Raw genomic sequence first — 15,842 nt, 5'->3', positions numbered from 1 at the left:
CTCTTCTCCGCAGCCGCGCCGCCTCAACCGCACTGGCTCGGGGTTTCGATCCGGCCGAGATCCTTGACGACCTTGAGCTTGCCGGCCTGGGCCTGGACGATCAGGACGTTGAGATCGGCATGCCGGTCGGAGGCGCGCATCACCACCTCGCCGTTGCCGGACATCAGGGGATGGCCGACCATCGCCTGGGCCACGGCCTGCTTGTCGACCGTGCCGGCCCGCTTCACGCCCTCGATGAAGAAACGCGTCAGCGTGTAGTGGGCATCGACGGTGTTGGAGACGACGGTCGACGCGCCGTAGCGCGCCCGCACCTTGGCGACGAAGGCCTGCGCCTCGGGCTTGTCGAGTGTCTGGACGAAGTTGGACGGGGCGACGATGCCCTCGGATTCCTCGGCGGACAGGCCGGCCATATAATTCTCGCCGAAGCCGAAGAAGATCATCCGGATCCGCTTGTTGAGCCCGGCGGCCGTGAACTGCTTGACGAAGGTGATCGCGTCCGCCCCGACGATGGAGACCACCACGACCTCGGCTCCCGAGCTCTCGATCTTGCGCAGGGTCGCCGAATAGTCCTTCGCGCCCCACGGCGTGTATTCCTCGCCGAGGACGCGGCCGCCGGCCTTCTCGGCCTGCGTGCGGAATGCGGCGTTCATCTTCTGCGGCCAGACATAGTCGGACCCGATGAGATAGAATGCCTTGCCGAGATTGGAGAGGGCGTAGGGAACCAGCGGGTTCACCCAATGCGCCGGCAGGGCGCTGTAGCAGAAGACCCGCGGATCGCAGACGCCGCCCTCGTAGTCGGTGGCGTAGAGCAGAAGCGACTGGAAACGACGGACGGTCGGCAGGATCGCGTCCCTGTTGGCGCTCGTCACCGGGCCGACGATCGCGGCGACCTCGTTCCGGCGAATCAGTTCGAGCGTCCGCTCCACGGCCGTTTTCGGATCGGTCCGGTCGTCGGCTCGGACGATCTCGAAGGGACGGCCGCCGAGCACGCCCCCGGCCTCGTTGGCCTCCAGCAATGCCAGCTCGGTCCCTTGCGCGCCCTGCGTGCCCAGAACCTCGAGACCGCCTGAGAAGGGCTGAAGGATGCCGACCCGAATCGGCTCGGCCGCGCGGGCCAGATAGGGCCGCCCGAGGCTGACGGCGAGGGCGCCGGCACTGCCGAGGATGAGGCCGCGGCGGGATATGGGCCGATGCGCGGAAGAGAGAATGCTCATTGTCCGTCCCCCTGTGCCTGAAGACGCGCGAGGCGGGCGGCTTGGCCGCATCCTCGCCTCGCGGCACGGACGCTGTTTGCGGCCATTCCCACCGATGCCCAGCGACGCCTGTTCGATCGTCGCTCCCGCAATCCGGCTCGAAGCGACCTCCGAAACCTAAAAGCGGCACACCAAAATTTGTTGGTGCTCGCATGAGATTATGAGTGGTCTAACAACCTGTCAATCGACTTGACCGGGTCTCCAAGACATGACCCGGCGCTCTTCGCCGGCAAGGATTTGATGGCGCCCCTTCGGCGATCCCTGCTTGACAGCAACCCGATGACAGATTTTGTTTGTGTACCAACGAAAGGGTCATGGAAGGCAGTGGGATGGCAACGCCAAGCGTTCGCAAGTTCGTGACGATCGTGGACGAGGTCTTCCACGAGAACGGTCCGCCCGCGTCGACGCCCCAGCGCCGCGGCGCGATCCTGGCGGTCATCGAGAATCCGTTCGCAGGCCGTTACGTGGAGGAGATCCAGCCCTTCATGACGGATCTGGAGCCCCTCGGCCTCGAGATGGCGCGGCGGCTGATCGAGGCCCTCGGCGGGGCGCCCGAAACCGTGGAGGCTTATGGCAAGGGGGCCATCGCCGGGACCGCCGGCGAGCTCGAACACGCCGCCCTCTGGCATGCGCCCGGGGGCTACGGCATGCGGGAGGCCCTCGGCGGCGCCAAGGCCATCGTCCCCTCTGCGAAGAAGGTGGGCGCACCGGGAACGCGCATCGACATCCCGATCGCGCACAAGGATGCCTCCTACGTCCGCAGCCATTTCGACGCCATGGAGGTCGGCATCAACGATGCGCCCCGGGCGAACGAGCTGGTGGTCGTGCTGGCCATGACGACGGGCGCCCGCGTCCATAGCCGCTCCGGCGGTCTGGAGGCCTCCGCCATCGAGGGCAAGGACGGCCTGCGATGAGCAAGGATATCCGCCGTATCGTCACGATCGTCGAAGAGACGCTGCAGGAAGGCGGACGGCCCGTTGCCTCCCCCATCCGGCGCTGCGCCGCGGTGGCGGTGATTCGCAACCCGTATGCCGGCCGCTTCGTCGAGGATCTGTCCGATCTCACCGCTATGGGCACGGAGCTCGGCCGGATCCTGCCCGAGCGGGCTCTGTCGGCGCTGAAGCTGCCCGGCGGTGCCGTGCAGAGCTTCGGGAAGGCCGCGCTCGTCGGCGCCGAGGGCGAGCTGGAGCATGCCGCCGCCCTCCTGCATCCGACGCTCGGCACGCCGTTTCGGGAGGTGCTCGGCAAGGGAGCGGCCCTGATCCCCTCCTCGAAGAAGCGGGGACGGCCCGGTGCCGCCTTCGACATCCCCCTCGGCCACAAGGACGCGGCCAAGGTGCGCAGCCATTTCGACGGCATGGAGGTCCTCGTGCCGGATGCGCCGCGGGAGGACGAGATCGCGGTCGCCATCGCCATCACGGATGGCGGCCGTCCGCATCCGCGCGTCGGCGGCCTTCGGCTGGAGGCGATCAAGGGCGAGGACGGCTTGGTCTGAGCCGGGCCGATCCTGATCGAATCGGGCCGGAGGTCCGGACAGAAAGTGAAACCCATGGCCTATCCGAACACCGGACTGCAGATCGGTGGCGCCTGGATCGCGGCGGAAGCCCGCGCGGCGCTCCCGGTCGTCAACCCGGCCACCGGCGCGGTGATCGGGGCGGTCGCCAAGGCCACCGCCGACGATCTCGACCATGCGCTGGCCGCGGCCAAGCGCGGCTTCGCGGCCTGGCGGGCCGTCTCCGCCCTCGAACGCGGGCTGATCCTGCGCCGGGCCGCCGATCTGCTGCGCGCGCGCGTCGAGACGATCGCCCGGCTGATGACCCTGGAACAGGGCAAGCCCCTGCGCGAGGCGCGGGTCGAGACGCTGGCCGCCGCCGACACCCTGGACTGGTTCGCCGAGGAGGGCCGGCGCGCCTATGGCCGGGTGATCCCGGCGCGGGCGGAAGGGGTGATGCAGACGGTGATCCGCGAGCCTGTCGGGCCGGTCGCCGCCTTCACGCCCTGGAACTTCCCGCTCAATCAGGCGGTGCGCAAGGTTGCCGCCGCCCTCTGCGTCGGCTGCAGCGTGATCCTGAAAGGGCCGGAGGATACGCCGGCGAGCTGCGCCGCGCTGGTGCAGGCGCTGCTCGATGCCGGCGTGCCGGGCGAGGCGCTCGGCCTGCTCTACGGCGATCCGGCCCCGATCTCGGCCTACCTGATCGCGGCGCCGGAGATCGCCAAGATCTCCTTCACCGGCTCGACCGCGGTCGGGAAGCTGCTCGCGACGCTGGCCGGCACCCACATGAAGCGGGTGACGATGGAGCTCGGCGGGCACGCTCCGGCGATCGTCTGCGCCGATGCCGATCTCGAACGGGCGGTCGAGATCCTGGCCGCCAACAAGTTCCGCAATGCCGGCCAGGTCTGCGTCGCGCCGACGCGCTTCCTCGTCGAGCGGCCGGTCTACGAGGACTTCGTCGAGCGCTTCGCCGCGCGGGCGGCGGCGATCACGGTCGGCGACGGCCTCGACGAGGCCACGCAGATGGGTCCGCTGATCCACGAGCGCCGCCGCCGCGCCGTGGAGGAGCTGATCGCCGAGGCCGAGGCCGCCGGCGGCCGGATCGTGACCGGGGGCCGCCGCCCGCACAACCAGGGCTTCTTCCTGGCACCGACGGTGCTCACCGAGGTGCCGACGACGGCCCGCATCCTGAACGAGGAGCCGTTCGGCCCGGTTGCGACGGTGGCGGCCTTCTCGGATCTGGACGAGGCGCTGGCCGAGGCCAACCGTCTGCCGTTCGGGCTGGCGGCCTATGCCTATACCCGGTCGAGCCGGACGGCGTCGCGGCTGGGGTCCGGCCTCGCCTGCGGCATGCTCGGCATCAACCATCACGGCCTGGGCCTGCCCGAGACGCCGTTCGGCGGGGTGGGCGATTCCGGCTACGGCAGCGAGGGCGGACCGGAGGCCCTGGAAGGCTACCTCGCGACGAAGTTCATCACGATGGCAGCGTAGGGCCGTTTCCGAAGCGGATACCGACTCTGGCCTCAACGGCGCGCCGAAACAGGGGGCGAGATCGGTGCAACCGGTCGAACCAAAGACACTCGGGCTCGTGCGTTCAGGCCCGATAAGCAGACTTGTGCTGTGGTGCAGTCTATCGTGAAGGCCGCACTTTTCATGATTAGTGTCAGATAGAGTACAAATCGTGTTTCCTGCGAAAAATCTACGGATCTATGCCTTTTCTATCTGATAAATAGACAATCAGTAGCTGACTTTGTAGTATGAGGCTGATTAAGATCAGTCGAGGATCCGCGATGGATGCGATTGTATCGAGCCGAAAGAAGCTCGACCTGTCTCAGGCAAATCGTGCCGAGGCGTAAAGGCTTCGGTCTCTACGATGTTGCCCGCTCTAGTTCTGCGGGGCCTCTGCTCTGAGGCAATCATCTCAGTTCGGATTAATTTTCCAAGAGAGACGCTGCGAAGTGATCAGGCCGCAGGTGCCTATGTGCACGTGTGGAGGTGATGTTTCGTGGCTCTATGGGAGGGGGAAATGAGGGTAAATTGGAAGTCTTCTATCCAATTGCTTGCGGCTTCTGCTGGTTTCCTATCAGCCGCCGCTTCGGCGGCTGAGTTTGCGACCCCACTCCTCCCCGGCGCGACCAGTGGCATCCCGGTCGGCGCAGCTGCTCCGGCGGGCCTCTATGTCTCCCTGACGAATTTCTACTGGCAATCCCGGCTCACGAACGAGGCCGGGCAGGATAACCCGCTCCGCGTCAACTTCTTCGAGACCATTCCCACGTTTCTCGTCGTGCCCGGCGTGAAGCTGTTCGGAGCCGATTACAGCTTCCTCGTCTCGCAGGGAATCAGCACGAGCTCGAACAACATCTTCGGGCAGAAGACCGGCGCGGTCGGTGCGTTCAACACCTTCCTCAGCCCCTTCAACCTGTCCTGGGCCCTGACGGACAGCGTCTTCGTCAGCGCCGGCCTGTCCGTCTACCTGCCGACGGGGAGCTTCCGCCTCAACGGAACCTCGAACGGCAATGGGTTCTATTCCTGGGCGCCGACGTTTGCCGCCACCTATCTCCGCGACGGCTGGAACCTGACGGCGCGGCTGGAACTCAATCTGAACACCAAGAACGACGCGACGAACTACCAGTCGGGCAACGTCTACGGCGTCGACTTCACCGCCACGAAGTCGTTCGGGCCCTGGACGGTCGGATTGCAGGGATACTACGTCAATCAGTTCGAGCCCGATCGCCTCAACGGCGCGGTGGTGCCAGCCACGCTCTATAACGGACGCGGCAACAAGATCGAGCAGTTCGCTCTCGGTCCCTATATTGCCTACGACTTCGGAAGCTTCGCGATCTCGGCCTGGTACGACCAGCATATCAGGACGTGGAATGCGGCGGCCGCCAACATCGCCTGGCTGAGGGTTTCGGTGCCTCTCGGCAATCCCTTCACCGCGGAGCCTCAGGCTCCGCCGGTCACCCTGCCGGACCGAAAGGTTCCGTAGCAGACGTCATCCGACTGGGGCATTTTCCGTGATCCGATGATCATCGGAAATGCTCCAGGCGCCCGCCGGCCCCGGCCGGCTCGCGGAGACGGGGCGGCCGCAGCGGTTTGGGGCAGCGATCCTTGACTTCCAGCCGCTTCAGTTTGTATGTGTACGAACAATCTCAAACCGCGCGGGGGAGTCTGCCTTGGTCGAGATGCGAGATGCCGAGCCGCTGTCGGACCAGGCCGGCTCCTCCCCGGATGTGTTCTCCGCCAACCGGTTGCGGGAAACCGTCCGCCTCGATGCGGCCCGGACGGCGGTGGTCGTGATCGACATGGTCAACGACTTCTGCAAGCCGGGCGGCGCGATGGTCCTGCCGGGATACGAGCGTCTCGTCGGCCCTCAACGCGCGATCATCGAAGCGGCCCGCTCCGTCGGTGCGCCGGTGGTCTGGGTGCACGATTCCCATCGCCGGAACCTGCGTCGGGACCGTGAGTGGCTGAAGCGCACGCCGCATTGCGTCGAGGGCACCTGGGGCGTCGAGGTCATCACGGATCTGAACGCCCGCGACGACGAGATCCATGTCGTCAAGCATCGCTACTCGGCCTTCTTCAACACCGACCTCGATGTGACGATGAAGGACATGCTCGTGGACCAGCTGGTCGTGATGGGCGTGGTCACCAATATCTGCGTGCGCTCGACCGTCCATGACGGCTTCTTCCTCGGCTACGAGATCGTCGTGCCCGAGGATGCCTGCGCGGCCACCGGCCCGCGCGAGCAGGCAAGTTCCCTCTACGACATCGCGACCCATTTCGGCGTGGTGAGCGACGCTGCCAGCGTCGCGCACGCCCTGGTGAACGGAGCCGAGATCAGCAGCCGCGCCGATCTCGGAGCCTGACATGCGCCCCGATCACGCAGCGCACGACGCGTTGGCGAACGATCCGCGCTCCCAGGGGGTGGGCGAGCCTACCCGGCGCGAGGAGGCCTTGGCGGTCTTCGCGAAGGTCGGCTACGACTTGGAGCGCCATCCCGCGCATGTGATCCGCCGCGTCCATCAGCGGGCGACATCCTGCTTCCAGCAGGTCATGGCGGGGGAGACGCTGTCCCCGACGCAGTTCGCGGCCCTCGCCACGATCCTGAAGCACGGGGAAATCTCCCAGAACCATCTCGGCCGGCTGACGGCGATGGACCCGTCGACCACCAGCCTCGTGGTGCGCAAGCTCGTCAAGGACGGGCTGATCTCGCGCAGCACCTCCAAGGCAGATCAGCGGCTCACGATCATCCGGCTGACCGACGAGGGGCTGCGATACACCGCCAACCGCCTGGAGCGCAGCCTGGAGGTCGGCCGGCGGCTGCTCAGCCCCCTGAAGCCGAGCGAGCAGAAAGTCTTCCTCGCGTTGCTCGAACGCATCGCGAACGACGAGACCCCGCTTTGAGCGCGCGCCGAAACGCCACCCCCTTCGGCGGAGAGCGCGCCATCGCGTCCCGCCCCTCTCGATGATCTGAAGGACGAGTCATGGCTGCCCCCAGCGCGGAAATCCGGCAACAGGGCCAGATTGCGATCCGCAATATCGGCCTGCTTCTCAGCGGCGACATCTCCCGGCCGATCCTCGACGCCGATACGATCCTGATCGAGGACGGGCTCATCAAGGCGGTCGGCCGGGCCGATGCGATCGATCTCGCAGCCGCCCATACCGTGACCGATGCCTGCGGTGCGGTCGTCACGCCGGGCCTCATCGACAACCACGTCCATACGACGGCAGGCGACTGGACGCCGCGCCAGAACCAGCTCGGCTGGATCGAGGCGAGCATGCATGGCGGCGTCACCACCATGATTTCGGCGGGTGAGGCGCATTATCCCGGTCGGCCGCGCGATCGCGTGGGCATCAAGGCGCTGGCGATCGCCGCGCAGCGCAGCTACGCCAACTTCCGTCCCGGCGGCGTGAAGGTCATCGCCGGCGCGCCGGTGCTCGAGCCGGGCTTCACGGAGGCGGATTTCCGCGAGTTGGCCGAGGCGGGAGTCTCGCTCATCGGCGAAATCGGCCTCGGCGGCATCAATGACGGCCCCCGGGGACGGCAGATGATCGCCTGGGCCCGCGCCCACGGAATGACCTCCATGACCCATACCGGCGGCCCGTCGATTCCCGGCTCCAGCCGGATCGGGGCCGACACGGTGATCGAGGTGGATGCCGACATCGCGGCCCACATCAATGGCGGGCCGACGGCCCTGCCCTTCGAGGAACTCGACCGCATCGTCGACGAGAGCGATCAAGCGCTCGAGATCGTCCACAACGGCAATCTGCGGGCCGGTCTCCACGTGCTCGAGCGGGCGGCGCGGCGCGGTGCGCTCGACCGCATCCTCCTCGGCACGGACGGCCCCGCGGGCTCGGGTGTGCAGCCCCTCGGCATCCTTCGGATGATCGTGATGTTGGCCTCGCTGAGCGAGATTCCCGTGGAGACGGTCTTCTGCTTCGCGACGGGCAACGTCGCCCGCGTGCGCAAGCTGTCCGACCGCGGCGTGATCGAGCCCGGCCGTGCCGCCGACCTGATCGTCATGGATCGCGCCGCGGGCGGCGCCGGGACGACGTTCCGGGAAAGCCTCGCGCTTGGAAACATCCCGGGCATCAGCATGGTGCTGATCGATGGCGTGACGCGAACCACGCGAAGCCGCAACACCCCCCCGGCCGACAAAGTGCCGTCGACCACAATCCCCATAACCTAACTGGCTGGTTTCGGTTCAAGCTCATTAAGGGTTTTAATCAGAGCGATCCGAAAACGATGGAATCACAGTGCGGGCGACCACACTATCCCGGCCGATTTACACTGAGTGGTAGAAGATCCACTTCCGGCTGCCGCAAAGCTACGACTTATGGCGATCATTTGTGAGCATGAGAACTTCTTGCATCCTCCGGTCAGGTGTGAAGAGTCGCTATCGTTCTTCTAGGGTGTCTCTGCAAAGGGGTTTACAGGACGGGTGAGGGGCCTGATGTGGGCGTGATGCGACGCTTTGAACTGACTGACGCGCAGTGGGAGCAGATCGCTCCGCTGCTGCCAGCGCAAAAGCCTGAGAGTCCGTCCGAGAAGTCAGGTTGATCGGGCGAGGCGTCGGACGAGGATCATGACGGCTGCGGCGTAGAGGAAGGCTCGTGCGGAGGCGAGGGTGGCTTCCGGATCCTTCCAGAGGCGTCGGTTGCGACTGATCCAGGCGAAGAACCGTTCAACGACCCAACGGCGTGGATGAACAGCAAAGCCAACCTGATCCGGCGGCTTGCGCACGATTTCGACGGCGATGATCGTGGCGGTCGCTGGCTTGTCGCCGGCATAGCCGGCGTCGGCGAAGGCCTTGGTGATGAACGGGAAGGTCCGGCGCGACAGGCGTAGCACCGGAACGGCTCCGTCCCGGTCCTGCACGTCGGCAGGCTGCGGATCGAGGACGAGCGCACGCCCGTCCGTGTCGACCAGCGCTTGGCGTTTGCGGCCTTTGACCTTCTTACCGGCATCGTAGCCGCGCGGCCCGCCGCTCTCCATCGTTTTGACGCTCTGGCTGTCGAGCACGGCTGCGGACGGCGAGGCTTCTCGTCCGACACGCTCGCGATCGGCCATGACGAGGTGGTGGTTGATCCGGCCGAACAGCCCTGTGTCGCGCCAGCGGCTGAAGGAGCCGAACGTTGTCGAACGCGGCGGCAGATCCTTGGGGATCATCCGCCATGCGATGCCGCCGCGCAGAACGTAAAAGATCGCGTTCAGGATCTCCCGCGGCGTCCAGATCGAAGGTTGTCCGCGCGGCTCAGGCCTCGGCATCAGTGGCGCGATCACCGCCCACTCAGCGTCGGTCAGGTCGGTTTCATAGCGTAGGCCCGTGCGGCTATGCTGCCGCCGGGTGGTCGGGGTCCACATGGCGCTTCCAGGTCAGGCTTCAGCACCCTCCTGGAAGCATCGCCATCCCGGCCACTCAACCCCGCCTCAGATCCTTATCGGACGGGCTCTGAGACGGAGCGACCGGCCGAAGATCACCGTCGGATCCTCAACGGCATGCTCTGGATCCTGCGCACAGGCGCACCCTGGGAGGATCTGCCGTCGCGCTACGGTCCGGTCGGCACGGTGTCGAGCCGGTTCTACCGCTGGCGCAAGGCCGGGGTGTTCGATCGGATCCTGCGGCAGTTTCAGGCACGGGCCGACGCCCGAGGCGAGCTCGATTGGGATCTGCACTTCGTGGACGCCACGGTGGTGCGCGCCCACCAGCACGCTGCCGGCACACGCCGATCTGGCGCCATCGGGGGGGTGAGGGCACGGTCGAGGGCGTGGGCGAGGCACTCGGGCGCAGCCAGGGTGGCTTCTCGACCAAGCTGCCTCTGCGCGCGGAGGGCGGCGGCAAGCCGATCGCCGCGGTGCTGACGGCGAGCGAGCGGCACGAGCAGTTCGCCTTGGACGCGCTGATGGACAAGGGCGCGGTGCGGCGCCGGGGACGCGGCCGTCCGCGCCTGCGTCTGCGCAGAACGGCGGGAGGCCGAGGCTACGCCAGTCCGCCAGCCCGGCGCCGCCTCAAGCAGCGCCGGATTGCGCCGGTGATCCCGACCCGCAAGGATCCGCCGCGTCAGCCTGACTTCGACAAGGCCGCCTACCGCGAGCGCAACAAGGTCGAACGGCTGATCAACCGCCTCAAGCCGTATCGCCGCATCGCCACCCGCTACGAGAAACGCGCCGCCAACTACCTCGCCATGCTCACCCTCGGCAGAACCATGCTCTGGCTCACATGACTTTGCAGAGACGACTTGGTCATTGCACCAAGGCTGAGGCTGCCGCATTGGGCTGACCGGCGCTCACTGCGGGCAACGTTCGTGCAGGGGTGGCTCTGCTCCGCCGCTCGCTTCGCCGGCCAAGGCTGGCGCGAAAAACCTTGGGGATGGGCCGCGGCTGGTTTCGCTCTACGGGCGCATGCCTTCCGTCACGATGCCTGCGACCGCGCCGAGGGATGTGTAGCTGTCCCGCTGGCGCTCGGCCGGGTCGGCGAAGGAGCCGCTCCAGAGGCCTTCGCGCCTGGCCCAGGCCGGGAGTTCGGCTGTTGCGTAGGGACGGTCTCCGGTCCGCTCCGCCATGGCGTGGCCATGCGAGACCATCCAGGCGTTCAGGTCCTCCTCGTCCTTGTGGCAGATGGAGAGCGCGCGGCCCGCGGCATCGATCCCCTGCACGATCTGACAGTGGAGGGTCGCGCCGCGCACGTGGTGTTCGAGCGCCTGGGCCGATTGGAGACCGCACCGGTAAGGAAGGCCCTTCCCGTTCAGGCAGGTTTCCTGGAGGCCTGGCGCGGCGAGCCCGTAGAGGCCGATCACGCGGCCGCCGACGAGAAGCGTATCCCCTTCGAGGACCGTCGCCTTGCCGGTGACGGTCTCGCCGGCCTGGGCCGCACCGGACAAGGCCAGGGCGACGAGACCCAGGCTCCCCCATCCTACGCGCTTCATGAGGCTGGCGCCCTCGCATCGTTGCTGGTCATCGCCGCAGGAGCATGTCTCGTGCCGTTTTCGCGATCGCGCCCCCTTCAGCCCCGGAAAGGGCGCCGGTCTCGGGGGCTCTCAGGTATGGAACAGCCCGTGATCCTGGAAGTGGAAGTCGTCGGCCGTCAGGGAGGCGGCCTTCACGTTCTTCAGCAGGATCGTGTCCGTCGCGCTCAGCTTGATCAGCGTGTCGCTCCCCGAGGCGGTGATCATGTGGCGCGCCTGCAGGTCGGCGAAGCTGGCGGCCTGGGACGCGTCGAGCACGAGCAGGTCGTGTCCGGTCTCGGCGCCGCTCTGGAATCCGGTCACCGTGTCCTTCCCGAAGCCGGCGGCGAAGACGAAGGTGTCGCCGCCCGCACTCTTGAACAGATCCGTCACGCCCGCCGTCGACGTGAGTGTGACGCCGGCTTTGTAGGCCGTCTGTGAGTGGGACTGATCGAGATTCGTCCGATCGAGGAGGACGACCTTGCCGCCGCCGTCGAGGACGCTGTGCTCGGCCGTGTAGCTCTGGCCGGTGATGCCGCTCTTATAGATGTCCTTGGACTTGTCGGCATGGATCTGCGTCTGCGTGACAAGGCCGTTGCTGCCGTAGGCCACGGTGTCCGAGCTGCCATCGGCCTTGACCACCCCATGCGACGTGAGCGTGCCCGCGGCGTCGTAGAGATCGGTGATCTTCGTGCCCGTCGCCGGATCGTAGCTGTAGCCGTAGGCGGGGCTGCCATCGGCATGGGCGCGGGTGATCGCGGTCAGGTTGCCCTTGGCGTCGTAGACGAGATGCTCGTCCGTGTAGTTCTGGCCGGTGATGCCGGTCTTGTCGACGATTTTGGACTTGTCGGCATGGATCTGCGTCTGCGTGACGAGGCCGTTGCTGCCATAGGCGACGGTGTTCGAGCTTCCATCGGCCTTCACCACGGCGTGCGACACCAGAGAGAGGTCCGGTGCGGTTTCCGCCCGGAGCAGCGAGGCGCCGCCGGTGCCGCTGCGGGCATAGCTGAACGTCTCCGAGCTACCATCGGCCTTGACCACCGCGTGGGACGTGAGCGTGCCCGCTGCGTCGTAGAGATCGGTGATCTTCGTGCCCGTCGCCGGATCGTAGCTGTAGCCGTAGGCGGGGCTGCCATCGGCATGGGCGCGGCTGATCGCGGTCAGGTTGCCCTTGGTGTCGTAGACGAGATGCTCGTCCGTGTAGTTCTGGCCGGTGATGCCGGTCTTGTCGATGTCCTTGGAGCCGTCGGCGTGAACCCGCGTCATCGACGACAGGGTTCCGTCGGCCGCGATCACGACCGTCTGCGCGAGGGAGGCCTTGCCCAGGTTGCCCGCGGCATCCTGCGCCCGGGCGGTCAGAACATGCGTGCCCGCCGCGAGCGCGGGAAGGTTTCCGAAGCTGTAGACCCCCGTCACCGCGTTCGCCGTGGTCGTCGCAAGCGCCTTCGTGCCGTCGTAGAGCGTCACCGTGGCGCCGGGCTCCGCCGTGCCGGCGGCCAGCGGGTTCGGCACGGCCTTGCCGATCGGGCCCGCCAATTCGAGGAACGGCGCGGCCGGAGCCACGGTGTCGAGGACGATCGTCACCGCCTTGCTGGTGCCGGTATTGCCGTTGCTGTCCGTGTCCTTCGCCGTCAGCGTATGCTTGCCTTCGCCGGTGAGGGTGACCTTGGCGCTCCAGCTGCCATCGGACTTGACCGTCGTGGTGCCGATCACCTTTCCGCCGTCGAGGATCGAGACGGTGGTCCCGGCATAGGCGGTGCCGACGGTGCCGGTGAGGGTCTGGGTGGCCTTGTTCGTCGTGCCGCCGGAGGTCGTCACGGTCACGACCGGAAGAACGGGTGCGCTGGCCGAGCGCGCCTCGTAGGCCCGGAAATAGTCGACGTAGAGCGACACGTCCTTGAGGTTGGGATCGATCGGCCAGCCGCCGCCTGCGGCGAGGTTGATCATGAACATCAGATTGCTGTCGAGGGTCGCGGGCGTCGCGATCGACCAGTAGGCCCGGTCGTCGAAATAGAACGTCATCCGCTCGGGCGTGATCTCGACGCCGTAGGTGTGCCAGCCCGAGGAGACGACCCCGGCCCCCGGTGTCGCGCGGGCATATTGCTTGGTTTCGCCCTCGAGCGTCTTCCCGGCCCAGTTCCAGTCATGCACCACGCTGGAGAACTGCGTCGGGATCGCCGTGCCGTAATTCTCCATCACGTCGACTTCGACGACATGGTCGCGGTCCGCGGAGAGCCGCTCCGACTCGATCCCCCAGAAGGCCGGCCAGATGCCGGTTCCCTGGGGCAGCCACATCCGGGCTTCGTAATAGCCGTAGGGGTTTCCGTCCTGCGGCGTCTTGCTGGTGCCGTCCGGGAAGGTGTTGGAGATCAGACCGCTCTGCAATTGGCCGCTGGCATCGCGGGTCATGTTGATGCGTAAAGCGGATTCCCCGCCCTGCTTGACGATGGAGAAGGGCGAATTGCTCGCGCTGGCCGACACGAAGCGGGCCTCGCCGAAGCTGCCGCCCCAGGGTTGACCACTGTACCAGTTCGCATCCGCCGTCCGGCTTGCCGAGACGCTCAGGGTGCTGAACTCGTCCGCAAAAACCAGATTGTATCCTGCCGGGGCCGTCATGCCGTTGCCCAATCATCAGAAGATCGTGCGAACAGCAGGATGTATCCAAAATAATAAAACGTGAATTTCGATCTGTTCAGGAATGTTCTCGCGATAAATAGGCGAAGGGGGATTACGAATTTCGAATCACTAACGACAAATATTGCCCGATTTTATAACTGAATATTCATCATGCCTTGAGCGTGCCCTTTGCCTTGGAGAGGATGCCGAGGTGGCGCGAAAGACCGTGACGCAGCAAAGGCTTGAGGGAGGGGCGCTGAGGATCCGATCGGAGGGGCCGTCACCCCGGCGGTCGGCCGGGTTGGCCGCCCGATAGGCGCCGAGACCCCGGCCTTCGTGGCGCTTTCTCGGCTCGCTGAGGTGGCGCCGTTTGACTGCGCGAGAGGGCCCCGTCCGTCCGCGCCCGCAGCCGTCACGGCAACGAGCTGTGCCGTCTGGCTCGTCTCCGAAAAGCTTCCTGGCCTCTCGGTTTTCGCGACCCGACCGCGCGAGGGACGCGAACCGGTTCGGCCGCGGTCCGGAGGCTGCCGGCGGGTTTGCGGGAAGCGTCCCACACAGTCCGTCCTTGGGCGCGAGACCTCCAACGGGAGGGAAATGCCAACGCGGGAGGCGAAATCAAACTATGCCGGTCGCAATGTCAGGATCGACAGATATCAGCGAGTTTTTGCGCGAGGAAAATTTGTACTCGGATCATAATTGCGGCAATGGGCGACTTGGTTCTTCAAGGATTAAAAACGGAATGAAAATGGTTTTCGCGCGTCTTCGGACGTTCCTGAATCCGTCGTGGACGGCGGAGTGTCCAACTGACTTGCGTAGTTCCCCGCTCTTTGCTCGACGGACGAACGCATCAACGAGAGGCGGCTTGTTTTGATGCGCCGCACCATGGGAATCTTGGCATTCTTGTATCGAAAGAGCTTGATCCGATTCGAATGAATACCTGAGAAGGCACGCTTTCTCGAGGGCCGAGAACAATATCTCTACGACTGGTTGCAGGATTGCTCAAGCACGCCACGGGCGGCAAAATTGTGCATATTTTCTGAACGCTCCGTTCTGCTCGATTCTACCTACGTAATACGAAATTACGTCAGGAAGTTCACTATTGCTCTCGTGGTTGGCCTCGAAGGGGGAAATAATAAGCCAGCTTGCCTATTTTTTTGGCTTTTCTTGTGCGCTGCAAACTGGAACACTGAGTTAACGCGTGGTAAATGTCTCGACTAAAGGTTGTGGCGAAAGGGGGACTGAGTGTCGAATCCAAATCTTTTTGCCTTCGGCATGCGTCTCAAGGGGGCTGCCCCCAACGTTCCGAGCCGGACCGCTTTCGCGGCGCGGCGAACGGTCGACCGGGCTTTCAAGCGGAGCTTCGATTTCAGCCTCGCGTTCTCGGTCCTCGCGATCCTGCTGCCGCTCTTCGCCCTTGTTGCGCTGTCCATCTGGATCGTCGATGGCGGCTCTCCCTTCTTCCGCCATGCCCGCCTCGGTCGGGGGCGTTCGAGCTTCGGCTGCCTCAAGTTCCGCACCATTCGCATCGATGGCCAGGAGGTGCTCGCCCGCCATCTTGCCGAGAATCCGGATGCGCTGGTCGAGTGGAACCGGACGCGCAAGCTGAAGGATGATCCGCGCGTCACGCCGATCGGCCGCGTGCTGCGCAAGACGAGCCTCGACGAACTGCCGCAGCTCATCAATATCCTCCGCGGCGAGATGAGCGTCGTCGGTCCGCGTCCGATCGTGGAGGAGGAGGTCGAGCGGTATGGTGATGCGGCGCAGGCCTATTTCGCGGTCCGCCCCGGTCTGACCGGTGCCTGGCAGGTGAGCGGCCGCTCCGACACGACCTACGCGGAGCGTGTCCGGCTCGACCGTCAGTATGTCGAGACCTGGAGCTTCCTGAGCGATCTGAAGATCATCCTCCGGACCATTCCGGTCGTGTTCTTCGTCAAGGGCGCCTACTGACCGCGATCGGGATGCGCGCGATGCGGCTCTCTGGAGTGGCGTCGTCGGTTTTTTGCTGAGGCGCCCTTCGGGCAGGAGCTGGGTTC

At 65.8% G+C, this 15,842-nt stretch carries 12 protein-coding genes and 1 pseudogene; 9 read left to right on the top strand and 4 right to left on the bottom strand.

Annotated features, from left to right (window positions below; genetic code table 11):
* Positions 1-23: 23 nt before the first annotated feature.
* Positions 24-1,214 carry a substrate-binding protein gene (locus MMB17_RS14955; RefSeq protein WP_241099306.1) on the bottom strand — a complete coding sequence of 397 codons (1,191 nt, stop codon included), beginning with the start codon at positions 1,212-1,214 and terminating at the stop codon, positions 24-26.
* A 368-nt stretch (positions 1,215-1,582) separates the two neighbouring features.
* On the opposite strand from MMB17_RS14955, the gene MMB17_RS14950 reads away from it, so the two are divergent.
* The 7 genes from MMB17_RS14950 to MMB17_RS14920 all read left to right on the top strand — a co-directional run bounded on the left by MMB17_RS14950 (position 1,583) and on the right by MMB17_RS14920 (position 8,438).
* On the top strand, positions 1,583-2,167 hold the full coding sequence (locus MMB17_RS14950; RefSeq protein WP_238311438.1) for an amino acid synthesis family protein: 585 nt from the start codon (positions 1,583-1,585) through the stop codon (positions 2,165-2,167).
* Positions 2,164-2,748, top strand: coding sequence for an amino acid synthesis family protein (locus MMB17_RS14945; RefSeq protein ID WP_241099303.1), 585 nt, complete (start codon positions 2,164-2,166; stop codon positions 2,746-2,748). Before MMB17_RS14950 ends, MMB17_RS14945 begins: the two co-directional genes overlap by 4 nt.
* A 54-nt stretch (positions 2,749-2,802) precedes the next feature.
* Entirely contained in the window at positions 2,803-4,236 is a 1,434-nt protein-coding gene (locus tag MMB17_RS14940) for an NAD-dependent succinate-semialdehyde dehydrogenase (RefSeq protein WP_241099302.1), read from the top strand.
* A gap of 565 nt (positions 4,237-4,801) precedes the next feature.
* Positions 4,802-5,734, top strand: coding sequence for a SphA family protein (locus tag MMB17_RS14935; RefSeq protein ID WP_241099301.1), 933 nt, complete (start codon positions 4,802-4,804; stop codon positions 5,732-5,734).
* 196 nt (positions 5,735-5,930) lie between these two features.
* Positions 5,931-6,614: a cysteine hydrolase family protein gene (locus tag MMB17_RS14930; protein WP_241102205.1), complete on the top strand. Its 684-nt coding sequence runs from the start codon at positions 5,931-5,933 to the stop codon at positions 6,612-6,614.
* Between the two features lies 1 nt (position 6,615).
* Positions 6,616-7,152: a MarR family winged helix-turn-helix transcriptional regulator gene (locus tag MMB17_RS14925; RefSeq protein ID WP_241099299.1), complete on the top strand. Its 537-nt coding sequence runs from the start codon at positions 6,616-6,618 to the stop codon at positions 7,150-7,152.
* 80 nt (positions 7,153-7,232) lie between these two features.
* A complete protein-coding gene (locus MMB17_RS14920; protein WP_241099297.1) occupies positions 7,233-8,438 on the top strand; it encodes an amidohydrolase family protein in 1,206 nt (401 codons plus the stop codon).
* 362 nt (positions 8,439-8,800) lie between these two features.
* Here MMB17_RS14920 and MMB17_RS14915 read toward each other — a convergent pair whose 3' ends face one another.
* Entirely contained in the window at positions 8,801-9,613 is an 813-nt protein-coding gene (locus MMB17_RS14915) for an IS5 family transposase (protein WP_241099295.1), read from the bottom strand.
* Positions 9,614-9,691: 78 nt separating this feature from the next.
* Between MMB17_RS14915 and MMB17_RS14910 the strand changes: the two are divergent.
* Positions 9,692-10,473, top strand: a pseudogene (locus tag MMB17_RS14910) (IS5 family transposase); the annotation flags it as partial.
* Between the two features lie 168 nt (positions 10,474-10,641).
* Here MMB17_RS14910 and MMB17_RS14905 read toward each other — a convergent pair.
* Both MMB17_RS14905 and MMB17_RS14900 read right to left on the bottom strand, forming a co-directional pair.
* Positions 10,642-11,175, bottom strand: a complete 534-nt coding sequence (locus tag MMB17_RS14905; RefSeq protein WP_241099294.1) for a thermonuclease family protein — start codon at positions 11,173-11,175, stop codon at positions 10,642-10,644.
* Positions 11,176-11,286: 111 nt separating this feature from the next.
* Positions 11,287-13,809, bottom strand: coding sequence for a glycoside hydrolase family 16 protein (locus tag MMB17_RS14900; RefSeq protein ID WP_241099292.1), 2,523 nt, complete (start codon positions 13,807-13,809; stop codon positions 11,287-11,289).
* Between the two features lie 1,272 nt (positions 13,810-15,081).
* On the opposite strand from MMB17_RS14900, the gene MMB17_RS14895 reads away from it, so the two are divergent.
* A complete protein-coding gene (locus MMB17_RS14895) occupies positions 15,082-15,756 on the top strand; it encodes a sugar transferase (RefSeq protein WP_241099291.1) in 675 nt (224 codons plus the stop codon).
* Positions 15,757-15,842: the final 86 nt, after the last annotated feature.

It is taken from the genome of Methylobacterium organophilum, assembly GCF_022533465.1.
In the GTDB taxonomy this organism is placed as follows: domain Bacteria; phylum Pseudomonadota; class Alphaproteobacteria; order Rhizobiales; family Beijerinckiaceae; genus Methylobacterium; species Methylobacterium organophilum.
The sequence above is the reverse complement of the archived record's forward strand: the minus strand, read 5'-3'. Positions and strand labels throughout refer to the sequence as shown.